This window comes from Streptosporangium sp. NPDC000239, from assembly GCF_040300765.1.
GTDB lineage: Bacteria > Actinomycetota > Actinomycetes > Streptosporangiales > Streptosporangiaceae > Streptosporangium.
Map to the genome: position 1 here is coordinate 25,802 of NZ_JBEPEI010000037.1, position 14,828 is coordinate 40,629.

Below are 14,828 nucleotides of genomic sequence, written 5' to 3' on the forward strand. Positions count from 1 at the left end.
TGTCACGACGAGCCGCTTGGCAAGGAGTGGTCATGAGTCATCTTGGAGAACGTGTTTCCGCGCTGGTCGACGGCGAGCTGAACCACCACGAGCGTGACCGGGCGCTGTCCCACCTCGCCTTCTGCGCCTCCTGCAGGGCCGAGGTGGAGGCCATGCGGGCGCTGAAGAGCCGCCTGAGGTCGCTCGACGGGCCCGCGATGCCCGCCGACCTGACGATGTCCCTGCTGCGGATGGCCGACCCCGGCGACCCGCTACCGCCGCGTGAGCGGCCTTTTCCCAGCGGTTCGCGGACCTTCGGCGGGGCGCCGATCCCCGGCATGCACACCGTCGCGCCGCCGGACAACCGGCCGCGCGGGCGGGCCGCGTCGACGCGCCGTGCCCGCAGGGTCGGCTACGTCGCGGTCGGCGTCGCCTCCGCGGCGGTCGCCATCGGCACGCTGTTCGTCGTCGGCGGTCCCGACCCCGGCCCGCGTGTGCCTCCGGTCGACATGTTCGCCAACCAGCACAGGAACACCGCCCCGTACGGAGGCTCGGCGACTCCGAGCTTCTCGCCGACTCCGTGATCCGGCTGCCCGCCTGCCTGGCCGTGGTGGTCGCCATGGTGCTGGGCCTGGTGGCGGGCAGCCCGGCGCGAGCCGTACAGCAGTCTGTGCAGCAGGGCGAGCGCGACGAGGACACGGGCCTGCGGCTGCTGCGTGAGGCGGCCGCCGCGGCCAGGGGGCGCGGTTACTCGGGCACCCAGTACGTCACGACCTGGGGCCGTTCCGGGTCCTTCTCCTCCATGGTCGAGGTCCGCAACGTCCCCGGGCGCGGCCTGTCGGTGAGTTCACGCCCCTCGGGTACGGCGGGCTGGGTCGACCCCGGCACCCCCGCGGGGAGCATGGCCGCCCCCTCGGAGACGATGCTTGAGGTGCTGGCCCGCAACTACCGGGTGGTCGACGCGGGCAGGACCCGTACCGGCGGACGTGCCGCCCACCTGGTGGACGTCCTGCGCATGGACGGCACACCCGCGGCGCGTTACTGGCTGGACGAGTCGGGGGGCCTGGCGCTGCGCCGTGAGTTGTTCGACGGCCGGGGCCGGACCGTCCACGTGGGCGGCTTCCTCGACCTGACCCTCGATCCGGTGGCGCGTGGGAGCGTCGTCCCCGTGCCGCCTCCGGGCGGGCTCGACCTGGGCGAGGTGCCCGAGCTCCTGGACCGGGGGTGGCGTTTCCCCGCCGAGTTGCCCGGTCGCCTTGAGCTGTTCGCGGCGCACACCGCACCTGCCGGATACTTGTATCTGGGATATTCGGATGGGTTGTCGGTCGTGTCGGTTTTCGTGGACTCTGGTGTGCTTGATGGGGAAAAGCTCCGTGGGTGGCATGCCCAGCGTCATGACGGGCATACGATCTGGATGCGGAACTCAGCCGAGCAGGGGACGATCTGGGCCAGTGGGGACCATGTCTACACCGTCTTCGCGGACGCTCCGGCCGACACGGTCGACGCCGCGGTCGCGGCACTGCCCCACGAACCCGCCCCGAACCTGTGGAACCGGCTGGGCAGAGGAGCCCACCGCCTGCTTTCCTGGGTCAATCCCTTCGGATAGGGCGCGTTTTACGTCTCTCGTATGCCGTTCAGGGGAAGATTGCCGGGTGCCCCCCGGTGAGTTGCCTCATGCGAGGCGAGGAGTGGTGAACATTCGATGACCGACGAGAACCGTACCCACGAGGCGGACGACGCCGAGGGGCGTACGCAGTCGGGCCTCACCGACGACAGAGGCGGTGCGGGCGCGACCTCGGAGTTCTCCAGGCCGGAGTTCCTGCCCGCAGGGCAGACGCCTCCCTCGCCGGTGGACCGGTCCCACGGAGTCCAGGGCTCCCAGGGGTACGGCGAGGGCTGGAGCCAGCTCGGTGAGCCCCCGGGGCGTGCCCGCTGGGGCGCCCGGGAGCCCGAGGGGCCCGGATACGAGGACTGGACCGGGCGTCAGGCCGCGCCTCCCGCCAACGGCGGCTGGGGAGACCCGTCGGGCAGGACCTACCGCGACACCGCGGTCTTCTCCGCCCCCGGGGGCTTTCCGGGGAACCAGCCGCCCCCGCCGTCGCGGGCGCACGGCCTCGGGCTGGGCTGGGCACCGCCGCCCGCGCCTCCGGTTCCCGGTGGGCCGGGGCCGTACGACGGGACCTTCGGCGGGTCGGCCGTCACCGAGCGGCGTGGCCCGCGCACCGGCACGCTGGCCGTACTGGCCGTGGTGATCGCGCTGCTGGCCTCCGCGGCGGGCAGCTTCGGCACCTACCTGCTCACCCGCCCGGCCAACTCCGACCTCGACCCGTCCTACCGGCTGGGGACGGCGCCGAGCGGCTCCAACTCCAGGGCTCCGGAGTCGATCGCGGGCGTGGCCTCCAAGGTCCTGCCCAGCGTGGTCTCGCTGTCGGTCAACGCGGGCACGAGCGCGAGCACCGGCTCCGGCTTCCTGATCAAGGGCGGTTACGTGGTGACCAACAACCACGTGGTCGCCGGGGCCGAGCCGAACAACAGCCAGATCCAGATCCAGTTCAGCAACCGCAAGTCGACCTCCGCCCACGTCGTGGGCCGTGACCCGGAGTCCGACCTCGCGGTGGTCAAGCCGGACGAGACCTTCGGCGCCCCGGAGATCGCCCTCGGCAACTCCGACAACGTGGTCGTCGGCGACCCGGTCGTCGCCATCGGCTCCCCGCTCGGCCTGACCGGGACCGTCACCTCGGGCATCGTCAGCGCCCTCAACCGTCCCGTCCAGGCCGGTGAGGAGAACAGCACCGACACGACCTGGCTGAGCGCCATCCAGACCGACGCGGCCATCAACCCCGGTAACTCGGGCGGACCGCTGGTCAACTCGGCGGGTGAGGTGGTCGGCGTCAACTCGGCGATCGCCACCCTCGGCAGGTCGGTCGGCGGCCAGAGCGGCAGCATCGGCCTCGGCTTCGCCATCCCGGTCAACCACGCCCGCAGGGTCGCCGAGGAGCTGATCACCACCGGCACCGCGAAGAAGTCCCGGATCGGCGTCACCATCGACCAGTCCTACCAGGGCGCGGGCGTCCGCATCGACACCGAGGTCAGGGGCGCCACCAAGCCCGTCGAGCCCGAGGGGCCGGCCGACAAGGCCGGGCTCAAGCCCGGGGACATCATCACCGAGGTCAACGGCATCGTGCTGCAGGACGGCTACGAGCTGATCGCGCTGATCCGCAACAAGGCGCCGGGGGAGAGGCTGACGGTGAAGTTCCAGCGCGGCGGCCAGGAGAAGACGGTCGTCGTGACCGTCGGTGCCGCGTCCCCGCAGCCCACGCCCAGTCCCTCATGATCGATGGAGGGGCTGGTGCGGGCACGGGTCGTGGGCATTAGTCTGGAAAAGGCTCCGGGCGTGTGCCCGGAGCGCCGCCTTGGTGTCATCCCGCTAGGAGATCACGGTGTTCGGACTCGGCTGGCCTGAGATCTTGGCGCTTGTGGTCATCGCGCTCCTCGTCTTCGGGCCGGACAAGCTGCCCCAGGCGGCCGCGCAGGCGGGCAAGACGCTGCGTTCCCTGCGGCAGATGGCCAACAACGCCAAGCAGGACCTGCAGGACGGCCTCGGGCCGGAGTTCGCCAACTTCGACCCGACCGACCTGAACCCGAAGAACTTCGTCCGCAAGCACCTCACCGGTGACCTGGAGGACGAATGGCGCGGCGCCACGGCGGGCGTCGCCGGAGGGGCCGCCGTCTCCGGCCGCACGGGGACCGACGTCCTGGACGACTTCGACGAACTGGGGTACGGCGAGCTCCCGCCCTACGACTCCGAGGCCACCTGACCTCTCGGTGACCCCGCAGTGGCCTCTTGAGGCCCGCCGTACGTCCCGCTCTAGCGGCCCCTGGTCGGGGAGATGCCGAGCTGCATGCCCTTGAGGCTGTTCGACCTCCTGCTCAGGCCCGAGGCGATCTTGATCAGCTCGGCGGCGGCCGGGGCGTCGGGGTCGGTCAGCACGAGCGGCTTGCCCTCGTCGCCGCCCTCGCGAAGCCGCATGTCGATCGGCACCTGGCCGAGCAGCGGCACACGGGCGCCGAGGGTGCGGGTGAGCGCGTCGGCGACCGTCTGGCCACCGCCCTCGCCGAAGACGGCGATCCGCTCGTCACAGTGCGGGCACGGCAGCCAGGCCATGTTCTCGATGACGCCCGCGATCTGCTGGTGGGTCTGCACGGCGATCGAACCGGCGCGCTCGGCCACCTCGGCGGCGGCCTGCTGCGGGGTCGTCACCACGAGGATCTCGGCAGAGGGCATCCGCTGCGCCACCGAGATCGCGATGTCACCGGTGCCGGGGGGCAGGTCCATCAGCAGGACGTCGAGGTCGCCCCAGAAGACGTCGGCGAGGAACTGGTGCAGCGCCCTGTCCAGCATCGGGCCGCGCCACACCACCGGGGTGTTGCCCTCCGGCTTGAACATGCCGACCGAGATGACCTTGATGTCATGCGCGACCGGCGGCATGATCATGTCTTCGACCTTGGTCGGACGGTCGGAGACGCCGAGCATGCGGGGCACGCTGTGGCCGTAGATGTCGGCGTCCACGACACCGACCTTCAGACCGCCGGCGGCCATCGCGGCGGCGAGGTTGACGGTCACCGAGGACTTGCCGACTCCGCCCTTGCCCGAGGCGACCGCGAACACCCGGGTCAGGGAACCGGCCTGGGCGAAGGGGATCTCCTTCTCCGGCCCCCGGTTGCCGCGCAGCTTCGTCTGGAGAGACTTGCGCTGCTCGGTGCTCATGACGTCCATCTCGACCTGGACGCCGGTCACCCCTTCGACCTTGGAGACGGCCGTGGTGACGTCGCGTGTGATGGTGTCACGCATGGGACAGCCGGACACGGTGAGGTAGATTCCGACGCGCACCACCCCCTCGGGGGAGATGTCGACGCTCTTGACCATGTCGAGTTCGGTGATCGGCCGACGGATCTCAGGGTCGTTGACGGTCGCCAGCGCGGCCGTGACCAGTTCCGGGGTAGGTGCCATCGAAGTGTCGGCAACGGGCGTCGCGATGAGGCGGCGGGGCTGCCGTCCCTCCTTGTCTATTGTCGTCCAGGCGTTTCACGGACAGTTCGTGCCGCTCCCGGCTGAGAGTGGGAGGGGTCACGGACCCATGGTATGAACCGGGAGTTGACGCCGGGAATTCCGGGCTCCCGCACCCGGGTGATCCCCTATGTAGGTGCGCGTGCAACAGTCTAAGGTTACTGCGTGACCGTTACGGCGGACGAGCCGAAGGAGGCCGTCAGTTCAGAGGAGCTGGTGGTCTGGAGGGTGCTGCAACGCGTCCAGGCGCGTGTCACCCGGGCACTGGAGACCGACCTGCTCGTCGGTCACGACCTCGCCCTGGCCTCCTACGACGTGCTCTCCCATCTGGCGGAGGCGCCGGAGGGCAGACTGCGCATGAACGACCTGGCCGAGCGGGTCCTGCTCTCCCGCAGCGGCCTGACCCGGCTGATCGACCGCCTCCAGCGTGACGGCCTGGTCGACCGCGAGGCCTGTCCCAGCGACGCGCGTGGCCTGTTCGCGGTGCTCACCGAGGCCGGTGCCGTACGGCTGGCGCAGGCGCGGCCCACCTATCTGCGGGGCATCCGCGCCCAGCTCCTCGACACCCTGGGCCCTGAGGAACTGCGCCGGTGCGCCTCGATCCTGACCGAACTCTTCCCCGCGGACGACTGACCCCTCAGAGGAGGTCGTTCGCCGGGGGCCGGGGCTGCTGGAGGTCCTCCAGCAGGCGCTGGAGTTCGGAGCGGACGTAGTCGCGGGTGGCCACGTCGCCAAGGGCGATCCTCAGAGCCGCGATCTCCCGGGTCAGGTACTCCAGGTCTGCCTGGTTGCGTTCGGCCGCGGCCCGGTCTATGTCGGTCTGGACGCGGTCCCGGTCGTCCTGCCGGTTCTGGGCGAGCAGGATCAGCGGCGCCGCGTAGGAGGCCTGGAGCGAGAGCATCAGGGTGAGGAAGATGAACGGGTAGGGGTCGAACCTCCCCTCGCCCGGCACCAGGGCGTTCCACACCACCCAGACCCCGACGAAGACGGTCATGTAGACGAGGAACCTGGCGGTGCCGAGGAAACGCGCGATGCGTTCGGACAGCTTCCCGAAGGCCTCGGGGTCGTAGTGCGCGCGCAGACGCAGGCCCTGCTGTCTCGGCTGGTCGAGACGGTCAACCATGTTCGGCTCCCGGTTCGTGGTTGCGCTCCCGCCAGTCCTCGGGCAGCAGGTGGTCGAGAACGTCGTCCACGGTGACGGCGCCGACCAGACGGCCGAGCTCGTCGACCACGGGCACCGCCATCAGGTTGTAGGTGGCCATGTAGGAGGCCACCTGGTTGAGCGTGAACTCGGGCCTGATCGGGTCGAGCGAGCTGTCCACGACCCCGCCGAGCAGCGTCGAGGGAGGCTCGCGCAGCAGCCGCTGGAAGTGCGCCAGCCCGAGGAAGCGGCCGGTCGGGGTCTCGATGGGCGGCCTGGCCACGTAGACCTGCGCGGCCACGGAGGGCGTGACCTCCCGCTGGCGGATGTGGGCGAGCGCCTCGGCGACGGTCGCGCTCGGCGGGAGCACCACGGGTTCGCTGGTCATCATGCCGCCCGCGGTGTCCTCCGGGTAGACCAGCAGCCGCCGGATGGGGGCGGCCTCCTCGGGCTCCATCAGCGCCATCAGGGCCTCGGCCTGTTCGGCCGGGAGGTCCTGGAGCAGGTCGGCCGCGTCGTCGGGGTTCATCTCCTCAAGGACGTCCGCGGCGCGCCGGGGGGTGAGCCTGCCCAGGATGCCGATCTGGTCGCGTTCCGGGAGCTCTTCGAGCACGTCGGCGAGCCGTACGTCGTCGAGGGCGGCGGCGACCTCGGTGCGGCGTTTGGCGGGCAGCTCGTGCAGCGCGCCGGCCAGGTCGGCGGCGCGCATCGTCTCGAAGGCGACCAGCAGGCCGGCCGCGCCCTGGTCCTTCTGCACCGCGCTGAAACCGCTGACCTCGGCCCAGTCGACGATCCTGGCCGGGCCGCGCCGCCGCAGGCCGAGGCCCTGGCCCACCCTGACGACGGCGACCTTGGTGATGAGCCACTCGGCGCGTCTGACCTGCTCCATGGCCAGGTCCAGGACGGTCACGCGTTCGCCCTCGACCTGCACCTCCAGGTCGAGCATCTGGCCGATGACCAGGCTCTCCGTGGCCCGCTGCTCGAAGCGCCGCACGTTGATCTGGCCGCTGAAGACGACGGAGCCCGCCTCGATGCCGCGGACCCTGGTGATCGGCAGGAAGACCCGCCGCCTGGGCTGCACCTCGACGACGAGGCCGTGCACGCGTGGGGGAGCGGCGCCCGCGAACGCCACCACGACGTCCCTCACCCGCCCGATCTGGTCACCCACCGGGTCGAAGACCGGGGTTCCCGCGAGTCGCGCGATGAAGATCTTCACATTTGCAGGGTAGGTCGCCTTCTCGCCGGGGCGGTTCAAGGCTCGCTCACATTTCGGACGTCCCCTTGCTGCGCGCATATCCGATATGTCAGCATCAAAGCATGCGAACGGTAGTTACATGGGTGGTGAATCCGTGCGGCGTGACGGTCTGCTGATCGCCTTCGCGTCGTCCTGGTGTTTCGCGTTCTCCGGGCCGATGGCCAAATATCTCGGCGCGGCCGGGCTGTCCCCTCTTGAGGCCGTCTGGGTGCGGATGGCCGGAGCCGGGCTGCTGCTCACCGGGGTACTGGCGCTCCTGCGGCCCGCCGCGCTGCGCATCCCGCGCTCCCGGCTGCCGCTCTTCGTGGCCTACGCGGTCGTCGCGGTGGCCGGGGTGCAGGCGCTGTACTTCGCGGCGATCACCAGGCTGCCGGTCGGCGTCACCCTGCTCATCGAGTTCACCGCCCCGGTGCTGGTCGTGCTCTGGGTGCGCTTCGTCCGCCGGGTACGGCTGCCGCGCGCCGCCTTCGTCGGCGCCGTGGTCGCGGTCGTCGGTCTCGGCATCGTGGTCGAGGTGTGGTCGGGCATGGCCCTGGACCCGTTCGGACTGCTGCTCGCCTTCGGCGCCGCCGCCTGCTGCACGGGCTACTTCCTGCTCAGCGACGGCTTCGGCGGGGACGTCGACCCGCTCGGCCTGATCGCCTGGGGCCTGGTCGGCGCGGCGATCGTGCTCGTGCCGGTCTCCCAGCCGTGGAACATCCCGTGGCGGGCCTTCGGCCAGGTCGTCGCCCCCGCAGGAGGCCATCCCCTGCCCGTGCTGGCCGCGGCGCTGTGGATGATCCTCATCGCGACCGTCGCCGCCTACATCCTCGGTGTCACCGCGGTACGCCGCCTGTCGGCCGCCGTCGGTTCGACGGTCGCCTCGCTTGAGGTCATCGCCGGGGCGATCATCGCCTGGGTGCTGGTCGGCGAGGCGCTCGGCCCCTTCCAGATCGTCGGCGGTCTCATCGTCCTGTTCGGCGCCTACCTGGCCCAGCGCGCCACCGCGGACCTGCCCGTCCCCGTCGAGGCCGGGGAACCGGCCAGGGTCGGCTGAGGCCGCGGGTCCCAGGCAGGCCTCAGCCGGGCCTCAGGCGGGTTCCTGGGGCGTCAGCCGTACCACCGTGCAGGCGGCGGCCCAGCGCTCGGGCAGACCCGCGGCGTCGGGGGCGTTGAGCCGCTCCTTGGCCAGCACGGCGACCGCCTCGGGGGAGGCGGCCTGGTCGACCACCTCGACGGCCGCGTCGAAGACGACCAGGCGGGCCCCGTTGTCCTTGCTCCTGAGCGTCACCTGGACCCGCTCCGCCTCGGCGAGGCGGGGCAGGTCCTGCTCGTCCCCGCCGGTGACGAGATAGATCGCGCCGTCGTGCCACACGTGCCAGGCGAGCCGCTGCCGGTCCAGCGACAGCCACAGGACCCCGGACTTCCTGGCGCCCTCCTCGATCACTCCCATGGCACGAATGTACGGCCTTCGCCCGTCGTCCCCGGCGGGGCGGGCTGCCGCTAGCGTTGGGTCATGCGCTCACGACGTTCGTGCCTGGCGGTGCCCGGCAGCAATCCCCGCTTCCTGGAGAAGGCCCAGGGGCTGCCCGCGGACGAGGTCTTCCTCGACCTTGAGGACTCCGTGGCGCCGTCGGCCAAGGAGGGCGCGCGCAAGAACGTCGTGGCGGCCCTGCGGGAGGGCGACTGGTCGGGCAGGACCCGGGTCGTGCGGGTCAACGACCTGAGCACGCAGTGGACCTACCGGGACGTCATCGAGGTCGTCGAGGGCGCCGGGGAGTTCCTCGACTGCCTGATGCTGCCCAAGGTCGAGGACCCGGCCCAGGTGGTCTGGCTCGACACGCTGCTGACCCAGATCGAGAAGGCCAACGGCCTGCCGGTCGGCCGGATCGGCATCGAGGCCCAGATCGAGAGCGCCAGGGGCCTGGTCAACGTGGACGCGGTCGGCGGAGCCTCCAGGCGGCTTGAGACGCTGGTCTTCGGCCCCGCCGACTTCATGGCCTCGATCAACATGCGGACGCTGGTCGTGGGGGAACAGCCTCCCGGCTACACCGAGGGCGACGCCTACCACTACATCCTGATGCGCATCCTGATGGCCGCCCGCACGCACGGCCTGCAGGCCGTCGACGGCCCCTACCTGGCGATCAGGGACCTGGACGGCTTCCGCCGGGTCGCGGGGCGCTCCGCGGCCCTCGGCTTCGACGGAAAGTGGGTGCTCCACCCCACGCAGATCGAGGCGGCGAACGAGGTGTTCTCGCCGTCCCAGGAGGACTACGACCGGGCCGAGCTGATCCTGGACGCCTACGACCACTACACGACGGTCGAGGGGCGCGGCGCGGTCATGCTCGGTGACGAGATGATCGACGAGGCGTCCCGCAAGATGGCGTTGGTCGTGACGGCCAAGGGGAGGGCGGCGGGGATGACCCGGACCACCGCCTTCACCCCACCGGCCCCCTGACTCCCGGCCCGAGGGTTTTTCCCGTCATGAAATCTCGGAATTAAAGCCACAGATAGTGATAATTCCGGCGCCGCGCCGATAAATCTGACTAGAGAGGTCTCGTCATCGGGGCTCCGGCGTGTTGCTCTTGATGTGCACGGTTGGAACCCCCGCCGCCCCACGGAGGTGATCGTTTCCGCGGAACGGGGTAGTAGTAAGGTCTCCTGCGCTTCGCCGTGGCCGTACGGTGACGCGACGGAGTGTCACGGAGATGAATGGAACGGTCCGGAGTGCCCAACCCCGGGCTGGACGGGCTTCCTGCGAGGAGGTGCTGAGCGTGGCCCCGGGCCCCCACGAACCGCGCTCACGAGAGTGGCCGGCGGACGACGAAGGGACGCACGGAGGCGGACGCCGGCGGCATCCGGACTCGCCTCCGACGATCCAGCACTCCCCCCCAGGCCCCTCTGACGACGACCCCCGAGGACTTCCGCTCGCCTCCCCGTGGAGGCTGCCGCCGTTCGCCGCGCCCACCCCGGAGGACGAGCCCCCCAGGGCCCGCCCCGAGGGCCTGGGCGGTGAGCGCCGTCGCGCCCACACCCAGCCGTACGCCTCCCCGGCGGGCAGCCCGCCGGACCCCGACCAGCGTTCCGGCCCCGAGCTGTGGCCGGACCGCCCGCCCGAGCGCAGGCACGGCAGGCGGGACGGCGAACGCCCCGACCTGCTGGTGGCCTCCGGGCCGTCCCGCGAGCGGGACGACGCCCCCGGTGACGGCGACTACGGAGACCTCCTGAGCCCCTCCTGGTTCGACGACTCCGACCCTCTCGGCCCGGCGGCCGAGACGCCCAGGAGAACCGGAGAGGGCGACTACGGGGACCTTCTCGGCCACTCGGGGCGCGACGACGCCCACGCGGTCTTCTCGGCCCCCGGTCCCGACGCGTCCTGGGGGGAGACCGAGGAGCCGGACGTCCCCCGTGAACCGGTCAGACGCCGCCGTGGCGACCGGCCCGACCTGCTGGTGGCCTCGGGGCCGCCGCGCAGCCCCGCCGAGCCCGTCCAGGAGGACCGGACCGGCCCGTACGACGTGTGGCACGACCTCCAGGAGGAGGCGCCGGCCCAGCCGTGGGAACCGGACGAGGACGAGCCCGCCGTACCGGGGGAGGACGACGACCTTGAGCCGGTGCACCGGCTCGGACGTCCCCCCGGAGGCAGGCCCGCCAGGCCCGACCTGCTGGTCGCCGAGGGGCCGCCGGGCAGGAGAGGGTCCGGCGGACGGCACCACCGCTCCACGACCGCCCCCTCCGCGCTGCGCCGTTCGAGCCCGGCCGGACGCGGGCGCAGAGGCCTGGTCGTGCCCGTCGTGGTCGCCGCCGTACTGGCCGCCGCGGTCGGCGGGGGGGCGGTGCTGTGGAGCTGGAACGGCGGGCCGTTCACCACCGGCCTGCAACTCGTCGGAGCCGAGGTGAGTCCCGGTGACACCGACTTCGCCCCGCCGGCGGACGCGGGCGGCACCGGATCGAGCCAGGTGCTCAACGCCGTGGCCTCGGCGGGCTCCGTCATGGTCGCCGTGGGCAGCGACACGACCAGCCCCGTGCCCAGGCCGCTGTTCCTCGTCTCCCCCGACGGAGGGGTGACCTGGCAGCTGGGCAAGGTGACCGGCCCGGCCGGTTACGAGAACGGCCCCACGACCGTGGGCAGGGTCGCGGGCGGCGACGGCCTCTGGCTGGCCGCGGGCAACGACCTCCTGGGCGCGGGCCGGGGCCTGTGGACCAGCGAGGACGGCACCACCTGGACCGCCGTGGCCCCGGCGAAACTGGGCGCGTTCATGACCGGCGACAAGATCATGGACCTGGCCAGGACCTCCTCCGGGTTCGTCGCGGTCGGCACGAGAGTGCTCCAGGACGGCTCATCGGGGGCCGTGGCCTGGACCTCCCCCGACGGGCAGGGGTGGAGCAGGGTCGAAGCCGGTGAACTCGGCACCCCGGACCGGGTCAGGGGACTCAAGGCGGTCGTGGCCAGAGGCGACTCGGTGGTCGCGCTCGGCGACCCGGGACGGAGCGGCTCCCCGGCCGTCCTGCGCTCGGCGGACGGAGGGAAGACCTGGACGCGGGCCGGTTCCGCGCCCTCGGGCGTCACCCCTGAGGCGGGCGCGCTCGCGGCCTCCTCCTCGGGGTTCGTACTCGTCCCGATCCAGCGGCGCGACGCGAAGGGCGACGTCGTCGTCTACTGCTCGGAGAGGGGCGACGACTGGGAGCGGTGCGGCGGCATCACCGGCCTGGCCCGGGAGGGCTCCGGGGTCAGGCGCCTTGCCTCCTCGGACGCCGGAATCGCCGCGGTCGCCGAATCCGGCTTCGAACGGTACGCCGTCTACACCAGCAGGGACGGCCGTGACTGGCGCAGGTCCACCGACCTGGGCGACGTGCCCGGCTCGCTCCGGGCCCTGGCCATCTCGGAGGAGGGCACCCTCGTCGTCGGCGGAGACGAACGCGCCGCCGACGTGGACAACCGCCTGGTCCTCATCACGGCCCCCGAGGGAGGACAGGCGCGTCCCGTAGCCCTCGACCGGATCGACGGCCTGACCAGGGCCTCCCGCGACACCGCCAGGATCGCCGCCGGGAACGGCGCGTTCGTCGCCGTCGGCGCGGTCGCCGGAGACGCGGGCATATGGACCAGCAGGGACGGCCACACCTGGAAGGGCGCGGGCCCGGCACAGGCTCTCGGCGGCTCGTGGCGCCAGGCCCTCAGCGACGTCACCCGGGGCAGGCAGGGCTGGCTCGCCGTCGGCGGCACGATGACCGACGCCTCCTCGACGGGGCCGCTCCTGGTCGCCTCGGCCGACGGCGCGACCTGGCGCAGGCTTCCCGCGACCGGCCCCCTCGCCCCCGCCGCGGAACACGACTTCCTCGCCCCCCACGCGGTGGCCGCGGGTCCCTCGGGCTACGTGCTGGCCGGAGAGGACCGGGGGCCGTCTGCGACCGTCCCGGTGCTGTGGTTCACCGCCGACCTCAAACGCTTCACCCGGGCGGCGCGTCTGCCCGCAGGCGGTGTCGGCGTGCGCCTGTACGACGTCTCCGTCACCTCCTCCGGGTACGTCGCCGTCGGCGGCATGGGCACCGACGGCCACGAGACCGGTGTGGTCTGGGTGTCCGCCGACGGGATCAACTGGGTCGCGCGCAAACCCGTGCTGCCCGAGGGCGCGACGGCGGCGGGCCTGAGACACGTGGTCCAGCACGGCACGACCATCGTCGCCACCGGAACCGCCGTCACGGGCGACGGGCAACGGGCCTTCGGGGCGATGTCGGAGGACAACGGCATCTCATGGGAGTTCTCCTGGCTGCCCGCCGAAGGGGCGGCCGCCGTACTGGACATGGCGGCGACGGCCGACGGCGTGGTCGCGGTCGGCTGGCAGGGAGCGCCGGGCGAGGGGGACGGCGTCGCGTGGACCTCGGAGGACGGCCTGAAGTGGCAGCCGCACACCCAGACGGAGGACGGCCTCGCCGGGGAGGGCGCGCAACGGCTCGGCGCCGTCACCGTCGCCGGCGACCAGGTCGTCGCCCTGGGGCGTTCGACCACCTACGACAGCGACCACCTCACCCTGTGGCGCTCGACCCTGACGGCCTCTCGATGATCTTCCAGCCGATGAGGTCGTCGAGCAGGCCCGGCGAGAGAGGCAGCCGGGCCAGGTCGTCCTCGGTGAACCAGCCGACGTCCTCCGCGTCGTCCCCGGCGCGGAGCGTGCCGCCGGAGGCCTCGGCGAGATAGTCGTGGATCTCGTAGACGACGCCGCCGGGGCCCGGACGGTCGACCGTGCCCGCCAGGCCGACGGCCCTGACCGTCAGGCCCGTCTCCTCACGCAGCTCACGGGCCAGCGCCTCGGCGTCGGACTCGCCCGGCTCGACCCGCCCTCCGGGGATGGACCACAGGCCCTTCCCCGGGGGACGGCCTCGCCGTACGAGGAGCAACCGGTCCTCCGCGTCACGGATGATCGCTCCCACACAATTTACGCGCACATGAACAAGATTACGGCTGCGCAACGAGAAGCGCCCTTGACGAACCGGGTGTGGACAAAGCACCGTGGGTAGGCGTGAGAGCCGAGCCCATTTGTCCGCGTTGTTTCGGCCCCCTCCGCCCGCCCAGTGCCTGGTCGAGCGCCTGGCGGTGTGGACCGCACGGTGACGTCCTGCCGTTGCAGTCGCCGAAACGCCCCTCTCAGGCTGCGATCGAGGTCCTCGGAAACTCCAGGGTCCCGGCCTGGCTTCCGTGGCCGCTGCCGCAGGGATGGCTGGTGACGGGCTTCGCGGAGGCGGGCGACGAACGCAGCGGCGTCAGAGGCACCGTGGTCGCGATCTCCGGCCCCTCACTGACCCACGGCCCCGCCGACATGCTGATCATCGCCGAGGAACCCGGAGTGGGACTCGGCGCCGGGTTCGCCGGAATCGCGGGAACCGACCCGGGAGAGGGCTTCGGCGAAGGGCCGCCGCACGCCAAGGTCGAGATCATGGGCCATCCCACGCCCATGTGGTGCGTCGAAGCGGCCCCCGACCGGGCGGTCTACGCGGGCGAGGCCCTGGGAAACTGGCTGTGGGCGGTCGTCTGGCCAGGTGAGGCGGGCTACCTGGTGACCCTCGCCGAACTCTCCCTGAGAGATCTCAGGGAACACGACCAAACCCTCGACCTCCCTCTGGGAGCTTTCTCTCCGCGCCTGGAAAACTAGTTGTGTCTCTCCGCGACGCCTTCGGCGTCGCGGGTTGTGTCCCTTTGCTGTGTCTCCTTGCTCCGCCTGGCGGCGTCGCGGGTTGTGTCTCCTTGCTCCGCCTGGCGGCGTCGCGGGTTGTGTCTCCTTGCTCCGCCTGGCGGCGTCGCGGGCTTGGGCGCGTCGGTGTCTTCCCTCGTCGTTCGTCCGCTGCGCTCCCTCACTCCTCAGTCCTACCTGGACGACCTGCGCAGGATAGCCAGGCACGACTTCGGCGTC

General features: G+C 71.8%; 14 protein-coding genes. 9 read left to right on the forward strand and 5 right to left on the reverse strand.

Annotation, left to right across the window (positions count from 1 at the left end; all coding sequences use genetic code 11):
- Positions 1-32 precede the first annotated feature (32 nt).
- The 4 genes from ABT340_RS42015 to ABT340_RS42030 all read left to right on the forward strand — a co-directional run bounded on the left by ABT340_RS42015 (position 33) and on the right by ABT340_RS42030 (position 3,797).
- Positions 33-563: an anti-sigma factor family protein gene (locus tag ABT340_RS42015; protein WP_352016548.1), complete on the forward strand. Its 531-nt coding sequence runs from the start codon at positions 33-35 to the stop codon at positions 561-563.
- Entirely contained in the window at positions 560-1,585 is a 1,026-nt protein-coding gene (locus ABT340_RS42020) for a sigma-E factor regulatory protein RseB domain-containing protein (RefSeq protein ID WP_352016549.1), read from the forward strand. Before ABT340_RS42015 ends, ABT340_RS42020 begins: the two co-directional genes overlap by 4 nt.
- A 96-nt stretch (positions 1,586-1,681) precedes the next feature.
- Positions 1,682-3,313, forward strand: coding sequence for a S1C family serine protease (locus ABT340_RS42025; protein ID WP_352016550.1), 1,632 nt, complete (start codon positions 1,682-1,684; stop codon positions 3,311-3,313).
- Between the two features lie 106 nt (positions 3,314-3,419).
- Positions 3,420-3,797: a sec-independent translocase gene (locus tag ABT340_RS42030; protein WP_352016551.1), complete on the forward strand. Its 378-nt coding sequence runs from the start codon at positions 3,420-3,422 to the stop codon at positions 3,795-3,797.
- Positions 3,798-3,847: 50 nt separating this feature from the next.
- Here the strand turns inward: ABT340_RS42030 and ABT340_RS42035 are convergent, their stop codons facing one another.
- Entirely contained in the window at positions 3,848-4,990 is a 1,143-nt protein-coding gene (locus ABT340_RS42035; protein ID WP_352016552.1) for an Mrp/NBP35 family ATP-binding protein, read from the reverse strand.
- A 222-nt stretch (positions 4,991-5,212) separates the two neighbouring features.
- On the opposite strand from ABT340_RS42035, the gene ABT340_RS42040 reads away from it, so the two are divergent.
- Positions 5,213-5,680 (forward strand): MarR family winged helix-turn-helix transcriptional regulator, encoded by a 468-nt coding sequence (locus tag ABT340_RS42040; RefSeq protein ID WP_352016553.1) that lies wholly within the window; start codon positions 5,213-5,215, stop codon positions 5,678-5,680.
- A gap of 4 nt (positions 5,681-5,684) precedes the next feature.
- Here ABT340_RS42040 and ABT340_RS42045 read toward each other — a convergent pair whose 3' ends face one another.
- Both ABT340_RS42045 and ABT340_RS42050 read right to left on the reverse strand, forming a co-directional pair.
- The gene (locus ABT340_RS42045) at positions 5,685-6,170 is read right to left on the reverse strand and encodes a DUF1003 domain-containing protein (RefSeq protein ID WP_352016554.1); all 486 of its coding nucleotides are present in this window, start codon (positions 6,168-6,170) and stop codon (positions 5,685-5,687) included.
- Positions 6,163-7,404: a magnesium transporter MgtE N-terminal domain-containing protein gene (locus ABT340_RS42050; RefSeq protein ID WP_352016555.1), complete on the reverse strand. Its 1,242-nt coding sequence runs from the start codon at positions 7,402-7,404 to the stop codon at positions 6,163-6,165. The genes ABT340_RS42045 and ABT340_RS42050 overlap by 8 nt, the downstream gene beginning before the upstream one ends.
- A 118-nt stretch (positions 7,405-7,522) precedes the next feature.
- Here ABT340_RS42050 and ABT340_RS42055 point away from each other — a divergent pair, with 118 nt between their 5' ends.
- Positions 7,523-8,479: an EamA family transporter gene (locus ABT340_RS42055; RefSeq protein WP_352016556.1), complete on the forward strand. Its 957-nt coding sequence runs from the start codon at positions 7,523-7,525 to the stop codon at positions 8,477-8,479.
- 33 nt (positions 8,480-8,512) lie between these two features.
- Here ABT340_RS42055 and ABT340_RS42060 read toward each other — a convergent pair whose 3' ends face one another.
- Complete coding sequence (locus ABT340_RS42060; RefSeq protein WP_352016557.1) at positions 8,513-8,875, reverse strand: hypothetical protein; 363 nt, start codon at positions 8,873-8,875, stop codon at positions 8,513-8,515.
- A 63-nt stretch (positions 8,876-8,938) separates the two neighbouring features.
- Between ABT340_RS42060 and ABT340_RS42065 the strand changes: the two genes are divergently transcribed.
- Both ABT340_RS42065 and ABT340_RS42070 read left to right on the forward strand, forming a co-directional pair.
- Positions 8,939-9,880, forward strand: coding sequence for an HpcH/HpaI aldolase/citrate lyase family protein (locus tag ABT340_RS42065; protein WP_352016558.1), 942 nt, complete (start codon positions 8,939-8,941; stop codon positions 9,878-9,880).
- A 316-nt stretch (positions 9,881-10,196) separates the two neighbouring features.
- Positions 10,197-13,484: a WD40/YVTN/BNR-like repeat-containing protein gene (locus ABT340_RS42070; RefSeq protein ID WP_352016559.1), complete on the forward strand. Its 3,288-nt coding sequence runs from the start codon at positions 10,197-10,199 to the stop codon at positions 13,482-13,484.
- Here the strand turns inward: ABT340_RS42070 and ABT340_RS42075 are convergent.
- On the reverse strand, positions 13,447-13,851 hold the full coding sequence (locus tag ABT340_RS42075) for an NUDIX hydrolase (protein WP_352016560.1): 405 nt from the start codon (positions 13,849-13,851) through the stop codon (positions 13,447-13,449). The genes ABT340_RS42070 and ABT340_RS42075 overlap by 38 nt on opposite strands.
- Positions 13,852-13,940: 89 nt before the next feature.
- Here ABT340_RS42075 and ABT340_RS42080 point away from each other — a divergent pair, with 89 nt between their 5' ends.
- Positions 13,941-14,570, forward strand: coding sequence for a DUF6758 family protein (locus ABT340_RS42080; RefSeq protein WP_352016561.1), 630 nt, complete (start codon positions 13,941-13,943; stop codon positions 14,568-14,570).
- Positions 14,571-14,828 lie beyond the last annotated feature (258 nt).